The 16,524-nt window shown below is 67.1% G+C and carries 11 protein-coding genes; 7 read left to right on the top strand and 4 right to left on the bottom strand.

What is annotated here, in order from left to right; genetic code table 11:
• The first annotated feature begins 51 nt into the window (after nt 1-51).
• The 6 genes from AC5P5M_RS17925 (at nt 52) to AC5P5M_RS17900 (ending at nt 8,077) form a co-directional block, all read left to right on the top strand.
• Entirely contained in the window at nt 52-999 is a 948-nt protein-coding gene (locus tag AC5P5M_RS17925; protein ID WP_197600837.1) for a bifunctional riboflavin kinase/FAD synthetase, read from the top strand.
• A complete protein-coding gene (gene ileS, locus AC5P5M_RS17920; RefSeq protein ID WP_065174615.1) occupies nt 996-3,827 on the top strand; it encodes an isoleucine--tRNA ligase in 2,832 nt (943 codons plus the stop codon). Before AC5P5M_RS17925 ends, ileS begins: the two co-directional genes overlap by 4 nt.
• Entirely contained in the window at nt 3,827-4,351 is a 525-nt protein-coding gene (lspA, locus tag AC5P5M_RS17915; protein WP_065174616.1) for a signal peptidase II, read from the top strand. The genes ileS and lspA overlap by 1 nt, the downstream gene beginning before the upstream one ends.
• Before the next feature lie 27 nt (nt 4,352-4,378).
• Nucleotides 4,379-5,329 (top strand): 4-hydroxy-3-methylbut-2-enyl diphosphate reductase, encoded by a 951-nt coding sequence (gene ispH, locus AC5P5M_RS17910; protein ID WP_495206226.1) that lies wholly within the window; start codon nt 4,379-4,381, stop codon nt 5,327-5,329.
• Between the two features lie 202 nt (nt 5,330-5,531).
• Nucleotides 5,532-7,415 (top strand): M61 family metallopeptidase, encoded by a 1,884-nt coding sequence (locus AC5P5M_RS17905; protein WP_495206225.1) that lies wholly within the window; start codon nt 5,532-5,534, stop codon nt 7,413-7,415.
• Complete coding sequence (locus tag AC5P5M_RS17900) at nt 7,412-8,077, top strand: lysoplasmalogenase (RefSeq protein ID WP_495206224.1); 666 nt, start codon at nt 7,412-7,414, stop codon at nt 8,075-8,077. Before AC5P5M_RS17905 ends, AC5P5M_RS17900 begins: the two co-directional genes overlap by 4 nt.
• Here the strand turns inward: AC5P5M_RS17900 and treA are convergent, their stop codons facing one another.
• The 4 genes from treA to AC5P5M_RS17880 all read right to left on the bottom strand — a co-directional run bounded on the left by treA (nt 8,078) and on the right by AC5P5M_RS17880 (nt 14,019).
• Entirely contained in the window at nt 8,078-9,697 is a 1,620-nt protein-coding gene (gene treA, locus AC5P5M_RS17895) for an alpha,alpha-trehalase TreA (RefSeq protein WP_495206223.1), read from the bottom strand.
• A gap of 73 nt (nt 9,698-9,770) precedes the next feature.
• Nucleotides 9,771-12,560, bottom strand: a complete 2,790-nt coding sequence (locus tag AC5P5M_RS17890; protein WP_065181121.1) for a TonB-dependent receptor plug domain-containing protein — start codon at nt 12,558-12,560, stop codon at nt 9,771-9,773.
• Between the two features lie 14 nt (nt 12,561-12,574).
• Nucleotides 12,575-13,543 carry a FecR family protein gene (locus AC5P5M_RS17885; RefSeq protein ID WP_495206222.1) on the bottom strand — a complete coding sequence of 323 codons (969 nt, stop codon included), beginning with the start codon at nt 13,541-13,543 and terminating at the stop codon, nt 12,575-12,577.
• Nucleotides 13,540-14,019: an RNA polymerase sigma factor gene (locus AC5P5M_RS17880; protein ID WP_229765781.1), complete on the bottom strand. Its 480-nt coding sequence runs from the start codon at nt 14,017-14,019 to the stop codon at nt 13,540-13,542. The genes AC5P5M_RS17885 and AC5P5M_RS17880 overlap by 4 nt, the downstream gene beginning before the upstream one ends.
• Before the next feature lie 429 nt (nt 14,020-14,448).
• On the opposite strand from AC5P5M_RS17880, the gene AC5P5M_RS17875 reads away from it, so the two are divergent.
• Nucleotides 14,449-16,524 (top strand): autotransporter outer membrane beta-barrel domain-containing protein (locus AC5P5M_RS17875; protein ID WP_495206221.1); only part of this gene is annotated, 2,076 nt, incomplete at its 3' end.

Below are 16,524 nucleotides of genomic sequence, written 5' to 3'. Positions count from 1 at the left end.
CAGGGTTACACCATTGAAGCGGCGGCCCCGGGTGGGCCGGAACGGGAGTTGATGAGCAGGCTGTTCAGAAGCGTCGAGGGCGGGGAGCTGCTCCCCAACGGAAGCGTGGTCTGCATCGGTGCATTCGACGGCCTCCATCTGGGGCATCGTGCACTGGTGCGGCATGCCGTTGCGCGCGCGCGCGCCTTGGGCGTGGCTGCGGTGGCCGTGGCGTTCGAACCGTTGCCCCGTGAGTTCTTCGCCCAGGGCACACCACCACCGCGCTTGACGCTGGCACGCAGCAAGGTCGAGATGCTGCGCGAGCTGGGGGTCGACGCGGTGGGGCTGCTGCGCTTCGATGCAGCGATGGCGGCGATGCCGGCCGAAACCTTCGTCCGCCAGCTGCTGGTGCGGCGACTGAATGCCCGCGAAGTGTGGATCGGGCCGGAGTTCTGCTTCGGCAACCGTCGCCGCGGTGATCTGGCCCTGCTGCAGAAGCTGGGTGGCGAGCTGGGCTTCAGCGCGGGCGAGATCGAGGCGGTCGACCTGCACGGCGAGCGCATTTCCAGTACCCGCATCCGCCAGCTGCTGCAGTCCGGCGATTTCGCCCGGGCCGGCGATCTGCTCGGTCGCCCCTACGCGATCAGCGGGCGCGTGGTGCGTGGTCGCCAGCTCGGCCGCACGCTGGGCTTCCCGACCGCCAACCTGCGTTTCCCCAAGACCCCGGCGTTGTCGGGCATCTACGCGACCTGGGTGCACGGTGTGTTCGACCAGCCCTGGCCGTCGGTGTCCAGCTTCGGCACGCGGCCGACGGTGGAGGGCGTGGAGCCGCTGCTGGAAGCCCACCTGTTCGATTTCCAGGGTGACCTGTACGGTCGCCACATCGACGTTGAATTCGTCGCCAAGCTGCGTGACGAAGAGAAGTTCAATGATCTGGCGGCACTGACCGACCAGATGCACCGCGACGCCGAGCAGGCGCGCGCCATCCTTTCCGAACATAGATTGCGAGCCACTGCGTGAGCCAGGACTACAAGACCACCCTGAACCTGCCAGCCACCGATTTCCCGATGCGCGGCGACCTGCCCAAGCGCGAGCCGGGCATTCTGGCGCGGTGGGAGGAGCAGGGGCTCTACCAGCAGTTGCGCGACAACGCCGCCGGCCGCCCGCTGTTCGTGCTGCACGACGGCCCGCCGTATGCCAACGGCCGCATCCACCTGGGCCACGCGGTCAACAAGATCCTGAAGGACATCATCGTCAAGTCGCGCTACCTGGCCGGTTTCGATGCGCCCTACGTGCCCGGCTGGGACTGCCACGGCCTGCCGATCGAGATCGCGGTGGAAAAGAAGTGGGGCAAGGTCGGCGTGAAGCTCGATGCGGTTGAATTCCGGCAGAAGTGCCGTGAGTTCGCCGAGGAGCAGATCGACATCCAGCGCGTGGACTTCAAGCGTCTGGGCGTGACCGGTGACTGGGACAACCCGTACAAGACCCTGAGCTTCGACTTCGAGGCCAACGAGATCCGCGCACTGGCCAAGGTGGTGGCCAATGGCCACCTGGTGCGGGGTGCCAAGCCGGTGTACTGGTGCTTCGACTGCGGTTCGGCGCTGGCCGAAGCCGAGATCGAATACCAGGAAAAGGAATCGCCGGCGATCGACGTGGCATACCCCGCGCGCGATCCGCAGGCCATCGGCCAGGCATTCGGCGTGAGCGTGCCGGCCGATGTGGACGTGGCGGTGCCGATCTGGACCACCACGCCGTGGACGCTGCCGGCGTCGCTGGCCGTGTCGTTGGGTGCGGACATCCATTACGTGCTGGCCGAAGGTCCGGCGCACAACGGCAAGCGCCGCTGGCTGGTGCTTGCCGCTGCGCTGGCTGGACGTGCGCTCCAGCGCTACGGCGTCGAGGAGGTGGTACTGCACGGTGAAACCACGGGCGCTGCACTGGAAAACCAGCTGCTGTCGCATCCGTTCTATGCCGGGCGCGCGATCCCGCTGCTCAACGGCGACCATGTGTCCGACGAAGACGGTACCGGTGCGGTGCACACCGCTCCTGGACATGGCCAGGAAGACTACGTGGTCAGCCAGAAGTACGGCCTGCTCGACACGTACAACGCCGGCCAGGTGACGCCGATCGATGGCCGTGGCGTGTACCTGGAATCGACGCCGCCGGCCGGTGACGTGGTACTGGCCGGCCAGCACCTGTGGAAGGCGCAGGAGGCCATCATCGGCGTGCTGCGCGACAACGGCACGCTGCTGGCCTTCCACCCGATCCGCCACAGCTATCCGCACTGCTGGCGCCACAAGACGCCGGTGGTGTTCCGTGCCACCCCGCAGTGGTTCATCTCGATGGACAAGGCCAACCTGCGCAGCGATGCGCTGGCCGCGATCGACACCGTCGGCTGGTTCCCGGCCTGGGGCAAGGCGCGCATCCAGAGCATGGTCGATGGCCGTCCGGACTGGACGATCTCGCGCCAGCGCACCTGGGGCGTGCCGATCGCACTGTTCACCCATCGCCAGACCGGCGAGATCCACCCGCGCTCGGTGGAGCTGATGCAGCAGGTTGCCGACCGTGTCGAAGCCGAGGGCATCGACGTGTGGTACTCGCTGGATGCAACCGAACTGCTGGGCGCAGAAGCGGCCGACTACGAGAAGGTCACCGACATCCTCGACGTCTGGTTCGACTCGGGTGTCACCCATGAAGGCGTGCTGGCCGCGCGTGGCTTCGGCAAGCCGGCCGACCTGTACCTGGAAGGCTCGGACCAGCACCGCGGCTGGTTCCAGTCGTCGCTGCTGACCGGCGTGGCAATCGACAGGCGTGCGCCCTACAAGCAGTGCCTCACCCACGGTTTCACCGTGGACGAGCACGGCCGCAAGATGTCCAAGTCGCTGGGCAACGGCATCGAGCCGCAGGACATCATGAACAAGCTGGGCGCGGACATCCTGCGCCTGTGGATCGCCTCGGCCGACTACAGCAACGAGATGTCGCTGTCGCAGGAAATCCTCAAGCGCAATGCCGACGCCTACCGTCGCCTGCGCAACACCGCGCGCTTCCTGCTCGGCAACCTGGACGGTTTCGATCCGGCCCGGGACCTGCGCCCGCTCGACCAGATGGTCGCGCTGGACCGCTGGATCGTGCATCGCGCGTGGGAACTGCAGGAGAAGATCAAGGCGGCCTACGACGGCTACAACATGGCCGAGATCGTGCAGCTGCTGCTGAACTTCTGCAGCGTGGACCTGGGCTCGCTGTACCTGGACGTCACCAAGGACCGCCTGTACACGATGCCGACCGACTCGCACGGTCGCCGTTCGGCGCAGAGCGCGATGTATCACATCGCCGAGGCGTTCACCCGCTGGGTGGCACCGATCCTGACCTTCACCGCCGACGAGCTGTGGGGCTATCTGCCGGGCACGCGCACCGGCCACGTGCTGTTCACCACCTGGTACGAGGGCCTGGCGCCGCTGCCGGCGGATGCCCAGCTCAACGCTGCCGATTTCGACCAGCTGCTGGCCGTGCGCGAGCAGGTGGCCAAGGTGCTCGAGCCGATGCGTGCCAACGGCGCGATCGGCGCCGCCCTGGAGGCCGAGATCACCGTGGCCGCCAGCGAAGAGCAGGCGGCGCGCTGGCAGCCGCTGGCCGACGAACTGCGCTTCCTGTTCATCAGCGGTGACGTGCAGGTGCGTCCGGCAACCACCGACGAGGTGTTCGTCAGTGCCCAGCCGACCACCAAGGCCAAGTGTGTGCGCTGCTGGCATCACCGCGCCGACGTCGGCAGTCATGCCGATCACCCGGAACTGTGCGGCCGTTGCGTGAGCAACATCGACGGCGCTGGCGAAGTTCGGAGCTGGTTCTGATGAGCGCCGCCCGTCCGCATCCCAACGCTCTGGTCTGGCTGCTGCTGTCGGCGGCCATCATCGGCCTGGACCAGTGGTCCAAGGCCTGGGTCCTGTCGAGCCTGCCGGAGTTCCAGCCGGTGGTGGTCATCGATGGCTTCTGGAACTGGTATCGCACCTACAACACCGGTGCCGCATTCAGTTTCCTCAGCGACGCCGGTGGCTGGCAGAAGTATTTCTTCACGGCGCTGGCGATCGCCATCAGCGGCCTGATGGCATGGTGGCTGCGTGGCACCGCCCGTGGCAACTGGAAGGCCGCCGTTCCCTATGCGCTGATCATCGGCGGGGCGATCGGCAACGTGATCGACCGCCAGGTGCACGGTCATGTCGTCGATTTCATCCAGTGGTACGTTGGCAGCTATACCTGGCCGGCGTTCAACATCGCCGACTCGGCCATCGTGGTCGGTGCCATCGGCATCGCCCTGACCGGCCTGTTCGACGGCAGGTCCGCCAAAAAGGCGGATAATGCCACTCCGAAACCGTAAGCCGGCCGCTGCCGGGAGATTGAACTGATGGATGTGCTGCTCGCCAACCCGCGTGGTTTCTGTGCCGGTGTCGATCGTGCGATCGAGATCGTGAAGCGCGCGATCGAAACGCTCGGCGCGCCCATCTACGTCCGTCATGAGGTGGTGCACAACCGCTTCGTGGTCGATGATCTGAAGCAGCGCGGTGCGATCTTCGTCGAGGAACTGGACGAGGTGCCGGACAACAACACCGTCATCTTCAGTGCCCACGGTGTATCGCAGGCAGTGCGCCTGGAAGCGGAGCGTCGTGGCCTGAAGGTATTCGATGCCACCTGTCCGCTGGTCACCAAGGTCCACTTCGAAGTGGCGCGCCATTGCCGTGCGGGCCGCGACGTGGTGCTGATCGGCCACGCGGGCCATCCGGAAGTGGAAGGCACGATGGGGCAGTGGAACCAGGAAGCCGGTACCGGCCAGATCTACCTGGTGGAGGATGTGGAGCAGGTCGCCACGCTGCAGATCAACCAGCCCGAGAACTTCGCCTACACCACCCAGACCACGCTGTCCGTGGACGATACGCGCGGCATCATCGACGCCCTGCGCGAGCGCTTCCCGGCCATGCAGGGGCCGAAGAACGACGATATCTGCTACGCCACGCAGAACCGGCAGGACGCGGTACGTGACCTGGCCAAGCGCTGCGACCTGGTGCTGGTGGTCGGGTCCCCGAACAGCTCCAATTCCAACCGGCTGAGCGAGCTGGCACGGCGCGAAGGCGTCGAGAGCTGCCTGATCGACGGCGCCCATGAGATCAACCCGGCCTGGGTGCAGGGCAAGCAGCACATCGGCGTCACTGCCGGTGCGTCGGCACCGCAGGTGCTGGTCGATGGCGTGCTTGCGCGCCTGGCCGAACTGGGCGCCGGCAGTGTGTCCGAGCTTGATGGCGAGCCGGAATCGATGGTGTTCGCGCTGCCGAAGGAACTGCGCCTGCGCCTGATCGACTGACCGGGAAAGGCCTCATCCACGCATGGCGTGGATCTACTGAAACCGCTCTGGTGGGTGCAAACCAGCACAAGGTGGGTGCGAACCTTGGTTCGCACGCTTTTGGGCATGCGCGGATGGGCAGCCCGCCCATGACCTTTGGCCATGGGGCCGCGCACCACACAGGCCTAGCATCGGAGGATTCTCCGCTGTTGGAAGCCGCCCGATGAAGACCCGTGCCCTGGTGATGTCCGTGCTGTTCGCGCTGGCGGCCACACCCGCGCTGGCGCAGAGCCCGCCGCCGGCCGATGCCGCTGCGCACGGCCTGCTGCGCATCGACGTGGACGCGCGCGATCTGGCCCGGCGCATCTTCAAGGTGACCGCCACCGTGCCGGCAAAACCCGGCCCGATGACCCTGCTGTACCCGCAGTGGATTCCCGGCAACCATTCGCCCACCGGCCCGATCGACAAGCTCGCTGGCCTGCGCGTCACGGCCAATGGCAGGCCGCTGGCCTGGCAGCGCGACCAGTACAACGTCTATGCGTTCAAGGTCGATGTGCCGGAGGGCGTCAGCGAGATCGTGGCGCAGTTCGATTTCCTGTCCTCGCAGGGCGGCAACCAGGGCCGCGTGGTGATGACGCCGGAAATGCTCAACCTGCAATGGAACGCCAACGCGCTGTATCCGGCCGGGGTCGATGCACGCCATCTGCAGGCCCAGGCCAGCGTGACCCTGCCGAAGGGCTGGAGCTATGCCACCGCGCTCGAAACAGTCCGGCGCGACGGTGACACGGTGGTGTTCAAGCCGATCACTTTCGACCATCTGGTCGATTCGCCGCTGTTCGCCGGTGAGCATTACCAGCGCATCGATCTGGACCCGGGCTCCAAGGCGCCGGTGCACCTGAACGTGTTCGCCGATGAAGCGAAGTCGCTGAAGCCGACCGAGGCACAGATCAAGGCGCACCGCGCCCTGGTGCAGCAGGCTGACCGCTTGTACGGCGCGCGCCACTACGACCATTACGAGTTCCTGCTGGCATTGACCGACCGACTGGGCGGCATCGGGCTGGAGCATCATCGCTCCAGCGAGAACAGCGCTGCGCCGGGATACTTCACCGAGTGGGATGACTCGGCATGGATGCGTGACCTGCTGCCGCACGAGTACACGCATTCCTGGAACGGCAAGTATCGCCGTGGCGCGGACCTGGCAACCGACAACTTCAACGTTCCGATGGGTGACAGCCTGCTGTGGGTGTACGAAGGCCAGACGCAGTTCTGGGGCCAGGTGCTGGCCGCCCGCTCGGGGTTGTGGTCCACCGATCAGGCGCGCGACATGCTGGCCAATGTTGCGGCGACCTATGATCGCGGTCGCCCGGGACTGGCCTGGCGGCCACTGCAGGACACCACCAACGACCCGACCATCGCCCAGCGGCGCACACTGCCGTATCGCAATTACCAGATGAGCGAGGACTACTACTCCGGCGGCCAGATGCTGTGGCTGGAAGTGGAGGGCAGGCTGCGCGCGCTGACCGGCAACCGGCGCAGCCTGGATGATTTTGCCCGTGCCTTCTTTGGTGTAGGCAACGGTGACTGGGACGTCAATCCGTATACGTTCGACGACGTGGTGGCGACCTTGAACGCCATTGCTCCGTACGACTGGGCCGGCTTCCTGCGGCAGCGCCTGGACGGCCATGGGTCGCTGACCGGCGGTCTGGAACTGGCCGGCTGGAAGCTGGTCTACCGCGACGCGCCGAACGATGCCTACAAGGCACAGGAAAAACGCGCCAAGGCGGCGCTGCTGGCGTACTCGCTCGGTGCGACGGTGATGGACAGCGGTGTGGTCGGCGACGTGATCTGGGACAGTCCCGCCTTCAACGCAGGCCTGGCGCCGGGCATGAAGGTGATCGCCATCGGTGACCGCGAGTACAGCAGCGAGCGGTTGAAGGACGCGGTTGCCGTCGCCGCCACCAACAAGGCGCCGATCACGCTGCTGGTCAAGCAGCTCGACCGCATCGTGCCGATCCGGATCGACTATCACGGTGGCCTGCAGTATCCGGTGCTGGAGCGCATTCCCGGCCGCCCGGATCAGCTGGCCGAGCTGTGGAAGCCGCGATGAGACCACGCCTGGGCGGCAGTGCGGTCCTGCTGCTGGCGGTGCTGGCCATCGTCGGTGCATTCCTGCCCAGCGAAGGCCGCTGGCTGCACTGGCTGGCAAAGCCGGCAGCGACCCTGCTGATCGCGGCGATGGTATGGCAGGTGCATCCTGCTGGATCGCCATCGTACCGGCGCGCGGTGCTGGCGGGCATGCTGCTCTCGTGCGCAGGCGACATCGCGCTCATGCTGCCGATGGATGCCTTCGTCCCCGGCCTGCTGGCGTTCCTGCTGGCCCACCTCTGCTACATCGTCGCGTTCCGCGATGGTCTGCGCGCGGGTCGCGGCCTGGTCGCCGCAGGGGGACTTCTGGGTGTGTTCGCCGCGCTCAACGTGTCCGGTCTATGGCCGCATCTGCCACCGCCGATGCGCATCCCTGTGCTGGCCTATGTGGTGGTACTGGCGTGCATGGCGATCCTGGCGCTGGCGCGGCAGTGGACCCGCCCGCGACCGGACGCTGTCGAAGCGGGCAGTGCGCGCTGGGCGGCAGCCGGCGCCCTGCTGTTCGTCGCCAGCGATTCACTGCTGGCCTGGGACCGCTTCGCCGGTGGCCTGCCGCTGGCAAGCCTGCTGGTGCTGTCCACCTACTACGCGGCGCAGTACACGATCGCACGATCAGTGCGCTAGCTACTCGACGTCGCCCGCGTTCTCGCAGGTCCGCTGCCGCGGGCACAGGCGATCCAGCAGTGCCAGTGTCACCCCGTTGCTCCAGCCGAAGCCATCCTGCAGCGGATACTCGCCGCCACCCCCTCCGCCCGCGGAGCCATCGACCACGTACTTCTCCACCAGCTTGCCTTGCCGATCGTAGACGGACTGCACGGTGCGCAGGAAGCGCACTCCCAGCTGCCGCGCCAGGCGCTCCTGACCGTAGTGCTGCAGGCCATCGACGGCCACCCACTGCAGCGGTGCCCACCCGTTCGGCGCGTCCCACTGCTGGCCGCTGACGAGGGTGGTGGTCAGCAGGCCGCCCTCACGCATCAATTGTGCTTCGGCCGCGTCGGCGCTGCGTCGCGCCTGCTCATCGGTGGCGATCTTCAACCACAACGGATACAGCGCGGCAGCGGTCAGGGCAGGGCGCAGCTGTCCGCTGCGCAGATCATGATCGGCATACCAGCCCTGCGCCGCATCCCACAGCAGGCGATTGATGGCCGTGCGTCGGGCCTCGGCCCGGGCCGAGTAGTCGCGGGCCGATGCGCGGTCGCCGGCCACGCGGCTGGCCCGGGCGATGGTCTGCTCGAGGTGGTACAGCAGACTGTTCAGGTCGACTGGAACGATCGACGTGGTCTGGATGCTGGACAGTGCACTGGGGTCGTCCATCCATCGCGAGCTGAAATCCCAGCCGGATTCGGCGCCGGCGCGAAGGTCGCGGTACACCTGTGAGGGTGCCCGCTGCGGTGCCTGTGCCGCCGTCGCCAGATCGTCCGTCCACGATTCGCTACGCGGCACCGCGCGAGCATCCCAGTAGCGGTTGAGCAGGTCGCCATTGGGCATGCGCACCACGCGCTCGCGTGCCTGGCCCGGCGCAAGGCCATCGGCGCCCCGCATCCAGAAGTCGTGCTCGGTGCGCAGCTGTGTCAGATAGCGGCGGTACGCCTGATCGCCTTCGTGCGCGGCCAGCAGGGTCACCATCAGGCTGAAGAACGGCGGCTGCGAGCGGCTCAGGTAGTAACTGCGGTTGCCGTTGGGAATGTGCCCGTACTGGTCGAGCTGCCACGCGAAGTTGTCGACCATCGCGCGGACCTGGGGCCAGCGGCCACTGGGGGCCAGTCCCAGCATCGTGAAGTAGCTGTCCCAGTAATACACCTCGCGGAAGCGCCCGCCGGGCACCACATACGCGTGCGGCAACGGCAGCAGCGAGCCATGGGGATCGACCGCCGTGGACTGCCGGGTCAGCACGGGCCACAGGCCTTCGATATGCGCGCGCAGGCTCTGGCCGGCGGGTGAGACGTAGGGCGCAGGTCCACCGGGCAGGTCGAAGGCCCTGTCGACGAAGGCCTGCAGCGTGTAGCCAGGCTCTCGCTGCGCGCGCTGCCAGTCAGCCAGCAGTGCAGCCGGCGACTGCCGCGGCACAGCATCGGCAAAGGTCTTCTGGTCGGGGAACAGATGTGCGCGCTGGACCTGCTGGAAAAGCGGCTGCCAGGCCTGGTCCGGTGGCGCAGGGGTCGAAGCGGGCGAGTCGGCGCGTGCCGCGCCGGCACTGAGCAACAGGGCCAGTACGCAGACGACCGGGCGGATCGAAGGACGCATGACGTACCTCACGGTGGGCGTGCGCCCACCCTAGCGTGCCGCCCGTGTCACCCGCGTGTGGATGCCAGCGGCCTCAACGGAACTGCAGGGTCAGCAGGAAATAGCGGCCCAGCGGATCATCCAAACCCGGCAACTGTCCGCCGTTGCCGACCAGATAGTTCACCGGCTGCCGGTCAAGCACGTTGTGCACGTCCAGCGCGGCGATCACCCGCGGCCCCAACCTGCGCGCCATGTGCAGGTTCCAGCGCAGCTGCCGTGGATTCATGCAATGGTTCATCTCGCGCTGGTCATCGGGGCATTCCGCACCGGGCAGCCAGGCGCGCGTGCGTCCCACCTGGTTGCCGCGCAATGCCACGTCCCATGCCGTGTTCTGCCATTGCACGGTGAGGATCGCGGCCATTGCCGGCGTGGCATGGCCGCGAAGATCCACGCTGCCATCCTGCCCTCGTTCGCGGCGCAGCGCCTGCTGTTTCAGCGCGTCCAGTGAGAAAAGCCACTGGCCGGTGTCATCGGTGTCGACGCGGTATTCGCCGCGCATTACCCAATTGCGCGACGTCGTGCGGCCGATGTTGTCGAATGACAGGCGAAGACTGCTCAGCCGCCCTTCGTCATCCAGCTCCCACGTGCTGCGGTTCCATGCCGCGTCGGTGGGCCGCAGGGCAAGGATCTCGTTGCGCAGCTCGACGATGTTGTGGGTCAGTGACAGCGAGAACACGTCGTTGGGCGTCCACGTGGCTGCCAGCGAATGGCTGCGTGAACGCTCCGCCTTCAGCGCGTCGTTCTCGGCGACCTCCACGTTGACCAGGCAGCTGCCGTCGATCGCGGGCTGTGCGCAGGGCGGCAGGCCCGGCGAGGCCGGCAGCGCGACCAGGCCGAAGTAGCCAGGGGGGCGTCGCTGCTCGAACAGGCTGGGCGCACGGTAGCCTTGTCCGCTGGTCAGCAGGAACGACCAGTGGGGCGTTGGACTCCAGCGCAGTCCCGCGCGTGGCGAGAACGCCAGGTAATCACCATCGCGGTCCCAGCGTGCGGCCACGTCCATGCGCAGCGAGCGGCTGAGCGGCAGGCCGACCTCGGCATAGGTGGCTCCGCTGCGACGTGACAGGCGTCGCTGCTGCTGGGGCAGGCCCAGTGCCAGATCGCCCTGGATCAACAACGGATCGGGTAACGAGGCCCATGCTTCGTAGCGCAGATCGACGCCGGTGGCCAGCTGGGCCGGCCCTCCAGGCAACTGCATCAGTTGCCGCTGCATGCCCCACCAGCCTTGCCACTGGTCAGTGCGTCCACGATTGCGGATCGACGGGAACAGCTGTTGCGCTTTGTCCGCACGCAGCGAGGTAAAGCCGGGAAGGTAGTCCAGTGTCTCGGCGGCGTGCAGCAGCGGTTCGGTGCGCACGGTGCCCGGCGTGACCAGGGTGACCTGGCTGCGTTGCGCGCTGATGCCCGCATCCCAGCTGCGTGACTGCTGCTCGCGACCGATACCCAGGGTGATGTCGGCATCGCTGGCGCGCACGTGCGGGCGCACGCTTCCGGCCTCGCGCAGCACGCTGTTGAACGTGATGCCGTACAGGCCGATGGCAACGGCGGTCGGCCCCAGGTCGAAACGCTGCCGATTGTGACTGCCACGTGCTTCCAGATAGGCGTAGCGTCCTTCGCCACGCTCGTGCCGGTAACGCAGGTAGGCCGAGGCAGTATCCGACGCGGGCTGCAGCGAGCGCGGCCGCGCGCTGTCGAACCAGCAGCCATCCTCACGCTGCATCAAGGGACCTTCGCAGAGTTCGGCGGGGATGTACGCGCCGTCGTAGAACGCGCCGATCGGATACAACGACGTTTCCGCATGCCACGCACGGCGATCGCCGGCCACGTGCTCGATGCGATGCAGGTCCAGGCCGGCGAACCAGCGGTCTCCCCCTTCGCGTACGCCGCCGTTGGCGATCTGCAGGCGATTCTGCTGCGCGTCGCCGCGGCTGCTGATGCCCGATTGCACCGTCGCCTCCGGGCCTTCGGCCTGTTCGCGCAGGATGATGTTGACCACGCCGGACATCGCGTCGGCACCATAGATGGCCGACGCGCCTCCGCGCACCAGCTCGATGCGTTCGATGAAACTCAGGGGAATGCCGCCCAGATCGGTGAGCCCGCCCTGTTCCAGCGACACCATCGGATAGCGTGGCAGCCGCCGGCCGTTGACCAGGAACAGGGTCGCACGCGGCCCCATGCCATCCAGGCTGGTGGTGGCTGCAGCGCCCACCGGCAGATACTGCGAATCGCCGCCGCGCGACGTGGTCATCGCCGGGTGGCCGTTCATGCCGGGAAGGTGTCGCAACAGGTCGAACAGGCTGCCGTAACCACTGCGCAGGATGTCTTCGCGATCGATGATCGTCATCGGCAGCGTCGTCTGCACGGAGGTGCGCGGCAGGCGGCTGCCGGTGACGTGTACCGGTGCCAGTTCCACCTGCGCGGGGGCCAGTGCGACGGGCGGCGGCGGCTTGGGCGACGTCACGGTCGGGGCACGTGCAGGGGGCGCGGCAGAAGCAGCGACGCGGCGGATGACGAACGCCCCCGAGGGTGTGCGCAGGATGTTCACCGGCATCCCGGAGACCAGCTGCTTGAGAGCGATCGCCGGTGCCTGTCGGCCGTCGGCGCCGGGGGTGTGCAGGCCCGTCAGCTCGCGGGCGTCGAAGACCAGGGCGATGCCGCTCTGGCGTGCCCATTGCTGCAGTGCCGGTGCCAGCGGGCCGGGTGCGATGTGGTAGTCGACATTGGCGGGTTGCTGGCCGGCGTGGGCCGGCGCGGCGCTGGCAGCGCCGAACATGACCCACAGCAGCCCCCGGAGCAGCCCCCACTGCAGCGCGCCCGGTCCTGCCATCACCGCCTTTCTCCTCAGTAGGTACGCCGCAGTTCCAGCGCGCCATCCGGGCGCGCCTGGCCGGCAACCGACCATCCCAGCTCCAGCGCAGACAGCAGTTCCTCTGCGTCGCCTGCACGGAAGGTGCCGCTGACCGCGAGACTGGCGATCTCCGGATCGGCGATCACCATCTGCGTGCGGCCGTAGCGGTTCATGCGTTCGACCACGGTCGCCAGGGGAGTGGCATCGAACACCAGCCGTCCCTGCAGCCAGGCCTCAGCCGCTTCGGTCGAGGCGAGCGCAGGGCCCGGCTGGATCCGCCCAGAGGGCAGTACCTGCAGCTGCTGGCCCGGGGCCAGCGTGTGCTGCGCGCTGCCGCTGGTGACCTCCACTGCGCCTTCCAGCAGGGCGACCTCGACATGGCCGTCGCGCAGGCGCTCCACCTGGAAGGTGGTTCCGATATCGCGGATCGAACTGTTGCCTGCCTGCACGCGCAGGGCCTTGCGCGACGGTGCCACCTGCAGTTGCAGCCGACCCTGCTCCAGGACCAGTTCCCGATGGCGCCAGCCCATGCGCACGGTCAACGTGGTCCCTGCGTCCAGGATGGCGGAGCTGCCATCGGCCAGCGTCTGTTGGCGGGGAGCAAGGCTGTCGTTGGCATAGATGCGGGGCGTGGGATTGCCATCGGTGGCGACCATCCAGCCCATGCCGATGGCCAGACAGAGCGTCGCCGCAGCAGCGACGCCGGGCAGCCAGCGGCGCCGGGCCGGATGCGCGGCGCGCGCCGCCGCCGTGCGCAGCCAGGGATCCTGGGCCAGGCCCGCACTCTGCTGATAGAGCGTTTCGGCCTGTACCCACGCCTTGACGTGGCGGGTGTCCTCCGCCAGCCAGTCTTCGAAGCGCTCGCGTTCCTCGGGCGTGCAGTCGTGTGCCTCCAGGCGCGCCACCCAGGCGCTGGCGCGCTCGAACACTCCCGCCTCTTCCGTGTGCCGGGTGCTGATCATTCGTTGTCCCTGTCGTTGTGCAGCGGGTGTGGCCCCAGCTCCTGGCGCAGGCCCTGCAGTGCACGGGCGATGTGTTTTTCCACGGTCTTGGCGGTGATGCCACAGTGCTGCGCGATCTGCGTGTAGCTCATCCCGGTGATCCGGTTGAGCAGGTACACCTCGCGCGCGCGCTCCGGCAGTTTGAACAGGGCCTGCCGGAGCAGGGCGAGCATCTGCCCGGATTCGGCCTGGCGCAGCGGGTCGGCTGACGTGCTGGAGGGCTCGTCGCTGCCATCGCGCTCGGCCAGCGACAGATGCGGTCTCGCCTGCGGCGAGCGGCCGCGGTCTGCCAGGCGGTTGCGGGCGATACGATACAGCAGCAGGCGCAGCTCCTCGGTGCCGTGCGCGCGATAGCGGATCAACCGTTCCATGCAGTCCTGGGCGATGTCCTCCGCATCCTCCGGGCCCACCCCACGGGTACGCAGGAAAGTGCACAACGGCGCGCGCTCTTCCCTTACGAACGTGATGAAGGCGTCCGGAGGCCCAGGCGGATCCGGTGCGCGATGGATCAGGGGGGACGAAGCGGACAGGGCTGGCCTCGGGCAACGATGAGGGGGGGGCGTCACCGAGTTTTACGCGACGATGACCGGATGGGGAAGAGCCGCCGGCCTGCACGTGTGGATCATGAATTCGTTCACCTTTCACCCGGATGGCCACTGGGGGTGTTACCGCCCTTTCTGCGTTTTTAAATTTGCCGGAGGCTGTATTTCTCCTGTAAAGGCGTTCAAGAGCGCTAACTCAGCCACAGTTTTGACTGCCAACTGGATCTGAATATGTTCATTTTTTTCCGTGATATGCAGTGGGGGAGGGTCTCCCGCTCTGGCGTTTAGCTTCTCGTCCGCGTGTTGCGGGGGAGAGAGAACGGTATGAAGCAGTCCAAGTTGAGTCTGGCCCTGGCCGGCCTGATTGGTGTTGGCGTCATGGTCAAGGCTGATGACGCCATGGCAATGAACTATCACGTGCAGGGAGACCGCATCTTCCTCAGCGGTGGCGTCACCTTCGCCGACGTCGTTTCGCTGCCGGCGCTGCTGGCCAAGGCGCAGGCCGAGGGGCGGCCGATCCGGGAGGTGGTGCTGCGCACCTCCAACGGTGGCGCGCTGATTGCCGGCGAGTGGCTGCAGGGGGTGATCCGCACGTCCGGCCTGAACACCATCGTATCGGGCCACTGCATCTCGTCCTGCTCGATCATGCAGTCCGGGGGCGTGGAGCGCTATCTGGCCGGCGATCTGCCGATTGTCGATTCGGTGGAGATCCATGCGGCCAACAACGGCAGCAATGTGATCTACGAGCCGTCGCCGCGCATGACCCAGATCTACACCGGCAACTATGGCGGCGGCATGGATGCTGGGCTGCTGCACAAGGCGATGTACGAAGTGGTCAAGCCCAACGGCCTGCTGGTGTTCCGCGATCCTGCGCGCACCCCCGGTACGTCGGTCACGTTCGATCCGGATGGCAGCGGCAGCGCGCTGGAGTCGTTCCCTGGGCAGGACATTCACAGCAACCGGATCATCACCGCAACCGGCTATCGTGATCCGGGCGATACGTTGAATGTCACTGCGGACGTCACCGGTGACATCAATCCGGGCTACCTGCGGTCGGGACGCCAGCTGCAGACCTTCGTCGATGATGACTTCGCGCGCTGGAGCACCGACCGGCCGTCGGCGTACTTTTCCTACGCACTGACCATCTACAACCTTTCCAGCACGGGTCCGCAGGGCATCGGCGCTGGTTCGGTGCAGGATTATCTGAGCGATCCCGGCGTGCAGGCCCTGCTGCTGTCCAAGCTTCGGCTGGGCGATCTGGACGCGTCCACGCTGGACGATTCGATGGGCGTGATCCGGATTGCCAATGGCGCTGTCTGGCGCTCGTCCGCAACCACCGGTGCGGACTTCATGCTGGTCGACAATGGCACCATCGCCCTGGAAGGTGGCGCCCTGCGTGCCCCGGAAGTGCGTGTGCTCGGTGCGGGCATGCTGGTCGGCCACGGCGACGTGGCGGGCACCGCGATGGACAGCACTGCATTGCTGGGTGGCACCGGCCCGTCCTGGCGCGAGGATGGCTTCAACCGCCTGCGCGTGTTCGGCACGCTGATGCCGCGCGGAGGTGATCTGGTCACCCATGGCTACGTCAACATCATGCCCGGCGGCAAAGTGCTGTTCGACGTGACCGAGAGCGGCGGCAGTGCCGGTGGTCGCGTGCGCGTGGGTAATTTCTTCGACCCGTCCACCAACAAAGTGCTCGATGGCGCGCTGGTGATCTCCAAGGGCGCTTTCCTTGAACTGAACGTGGCGCAGGGCTATTACAGCAAGGACTTCCGTCGCGATCTGGTTGAAGGCCCGATCTACCAGGACGGCTTCCAGGAGGTCGTGCGGCTGGGCGACCCTGGCTACAGCGCCAGCATCAGCGGCGGTGAGGTGTTCCGTCCGCGCCACAACTCGCTGTTGAGTTTCAATGTCAGGCAGACGGCCGATGGTCTGTGGCTGACCGCCAACCCGGGCTTCGACCAGCGGGATCTGTTCGCCAACGGCCCGTCCGGTGATGACCTGGGGCGTGTGCTGGGAGCTGCATCCGATCGCCAGGACAGTGGCCTGAAGCCGCTGCTGGGCGTACTGCAGTTCGCCGACCGCGACGTGGTCGCGCAGCAGGCCGGTGCGCTGCGTGGCGACGCGCACGCCACCCTGCGCCTGGCCGACAACGCCCTGCTGGGCAGCATCGGCAACGTGGTCCAGCAGCATCAGGCGGCGATGCGCAGTGCCGGTGGCGATGCCGATGGCCTGGCCGCGCAGGTCGCGCAGTCGATGTCGGCACAGCCGGGCATGCGCCATGGCACCCTGTTCAACCAGCTGGCAATGCATCTGGTCGAGCCGACGGCAGCAGGTGCGGGGGCCAGCGGTGATGGCCAGCGTGGCCACGGTCTGTGGGCACGCGGCTTCGCCAGCCAT

The sequence above is a fragment of the Stenotrophomonas sp. YJH_SMC_106-19 genome (assembly GCF_059368375.1).
This window is presented reverse-complemented; position numbering and strand designations above follow the sequence as displayed.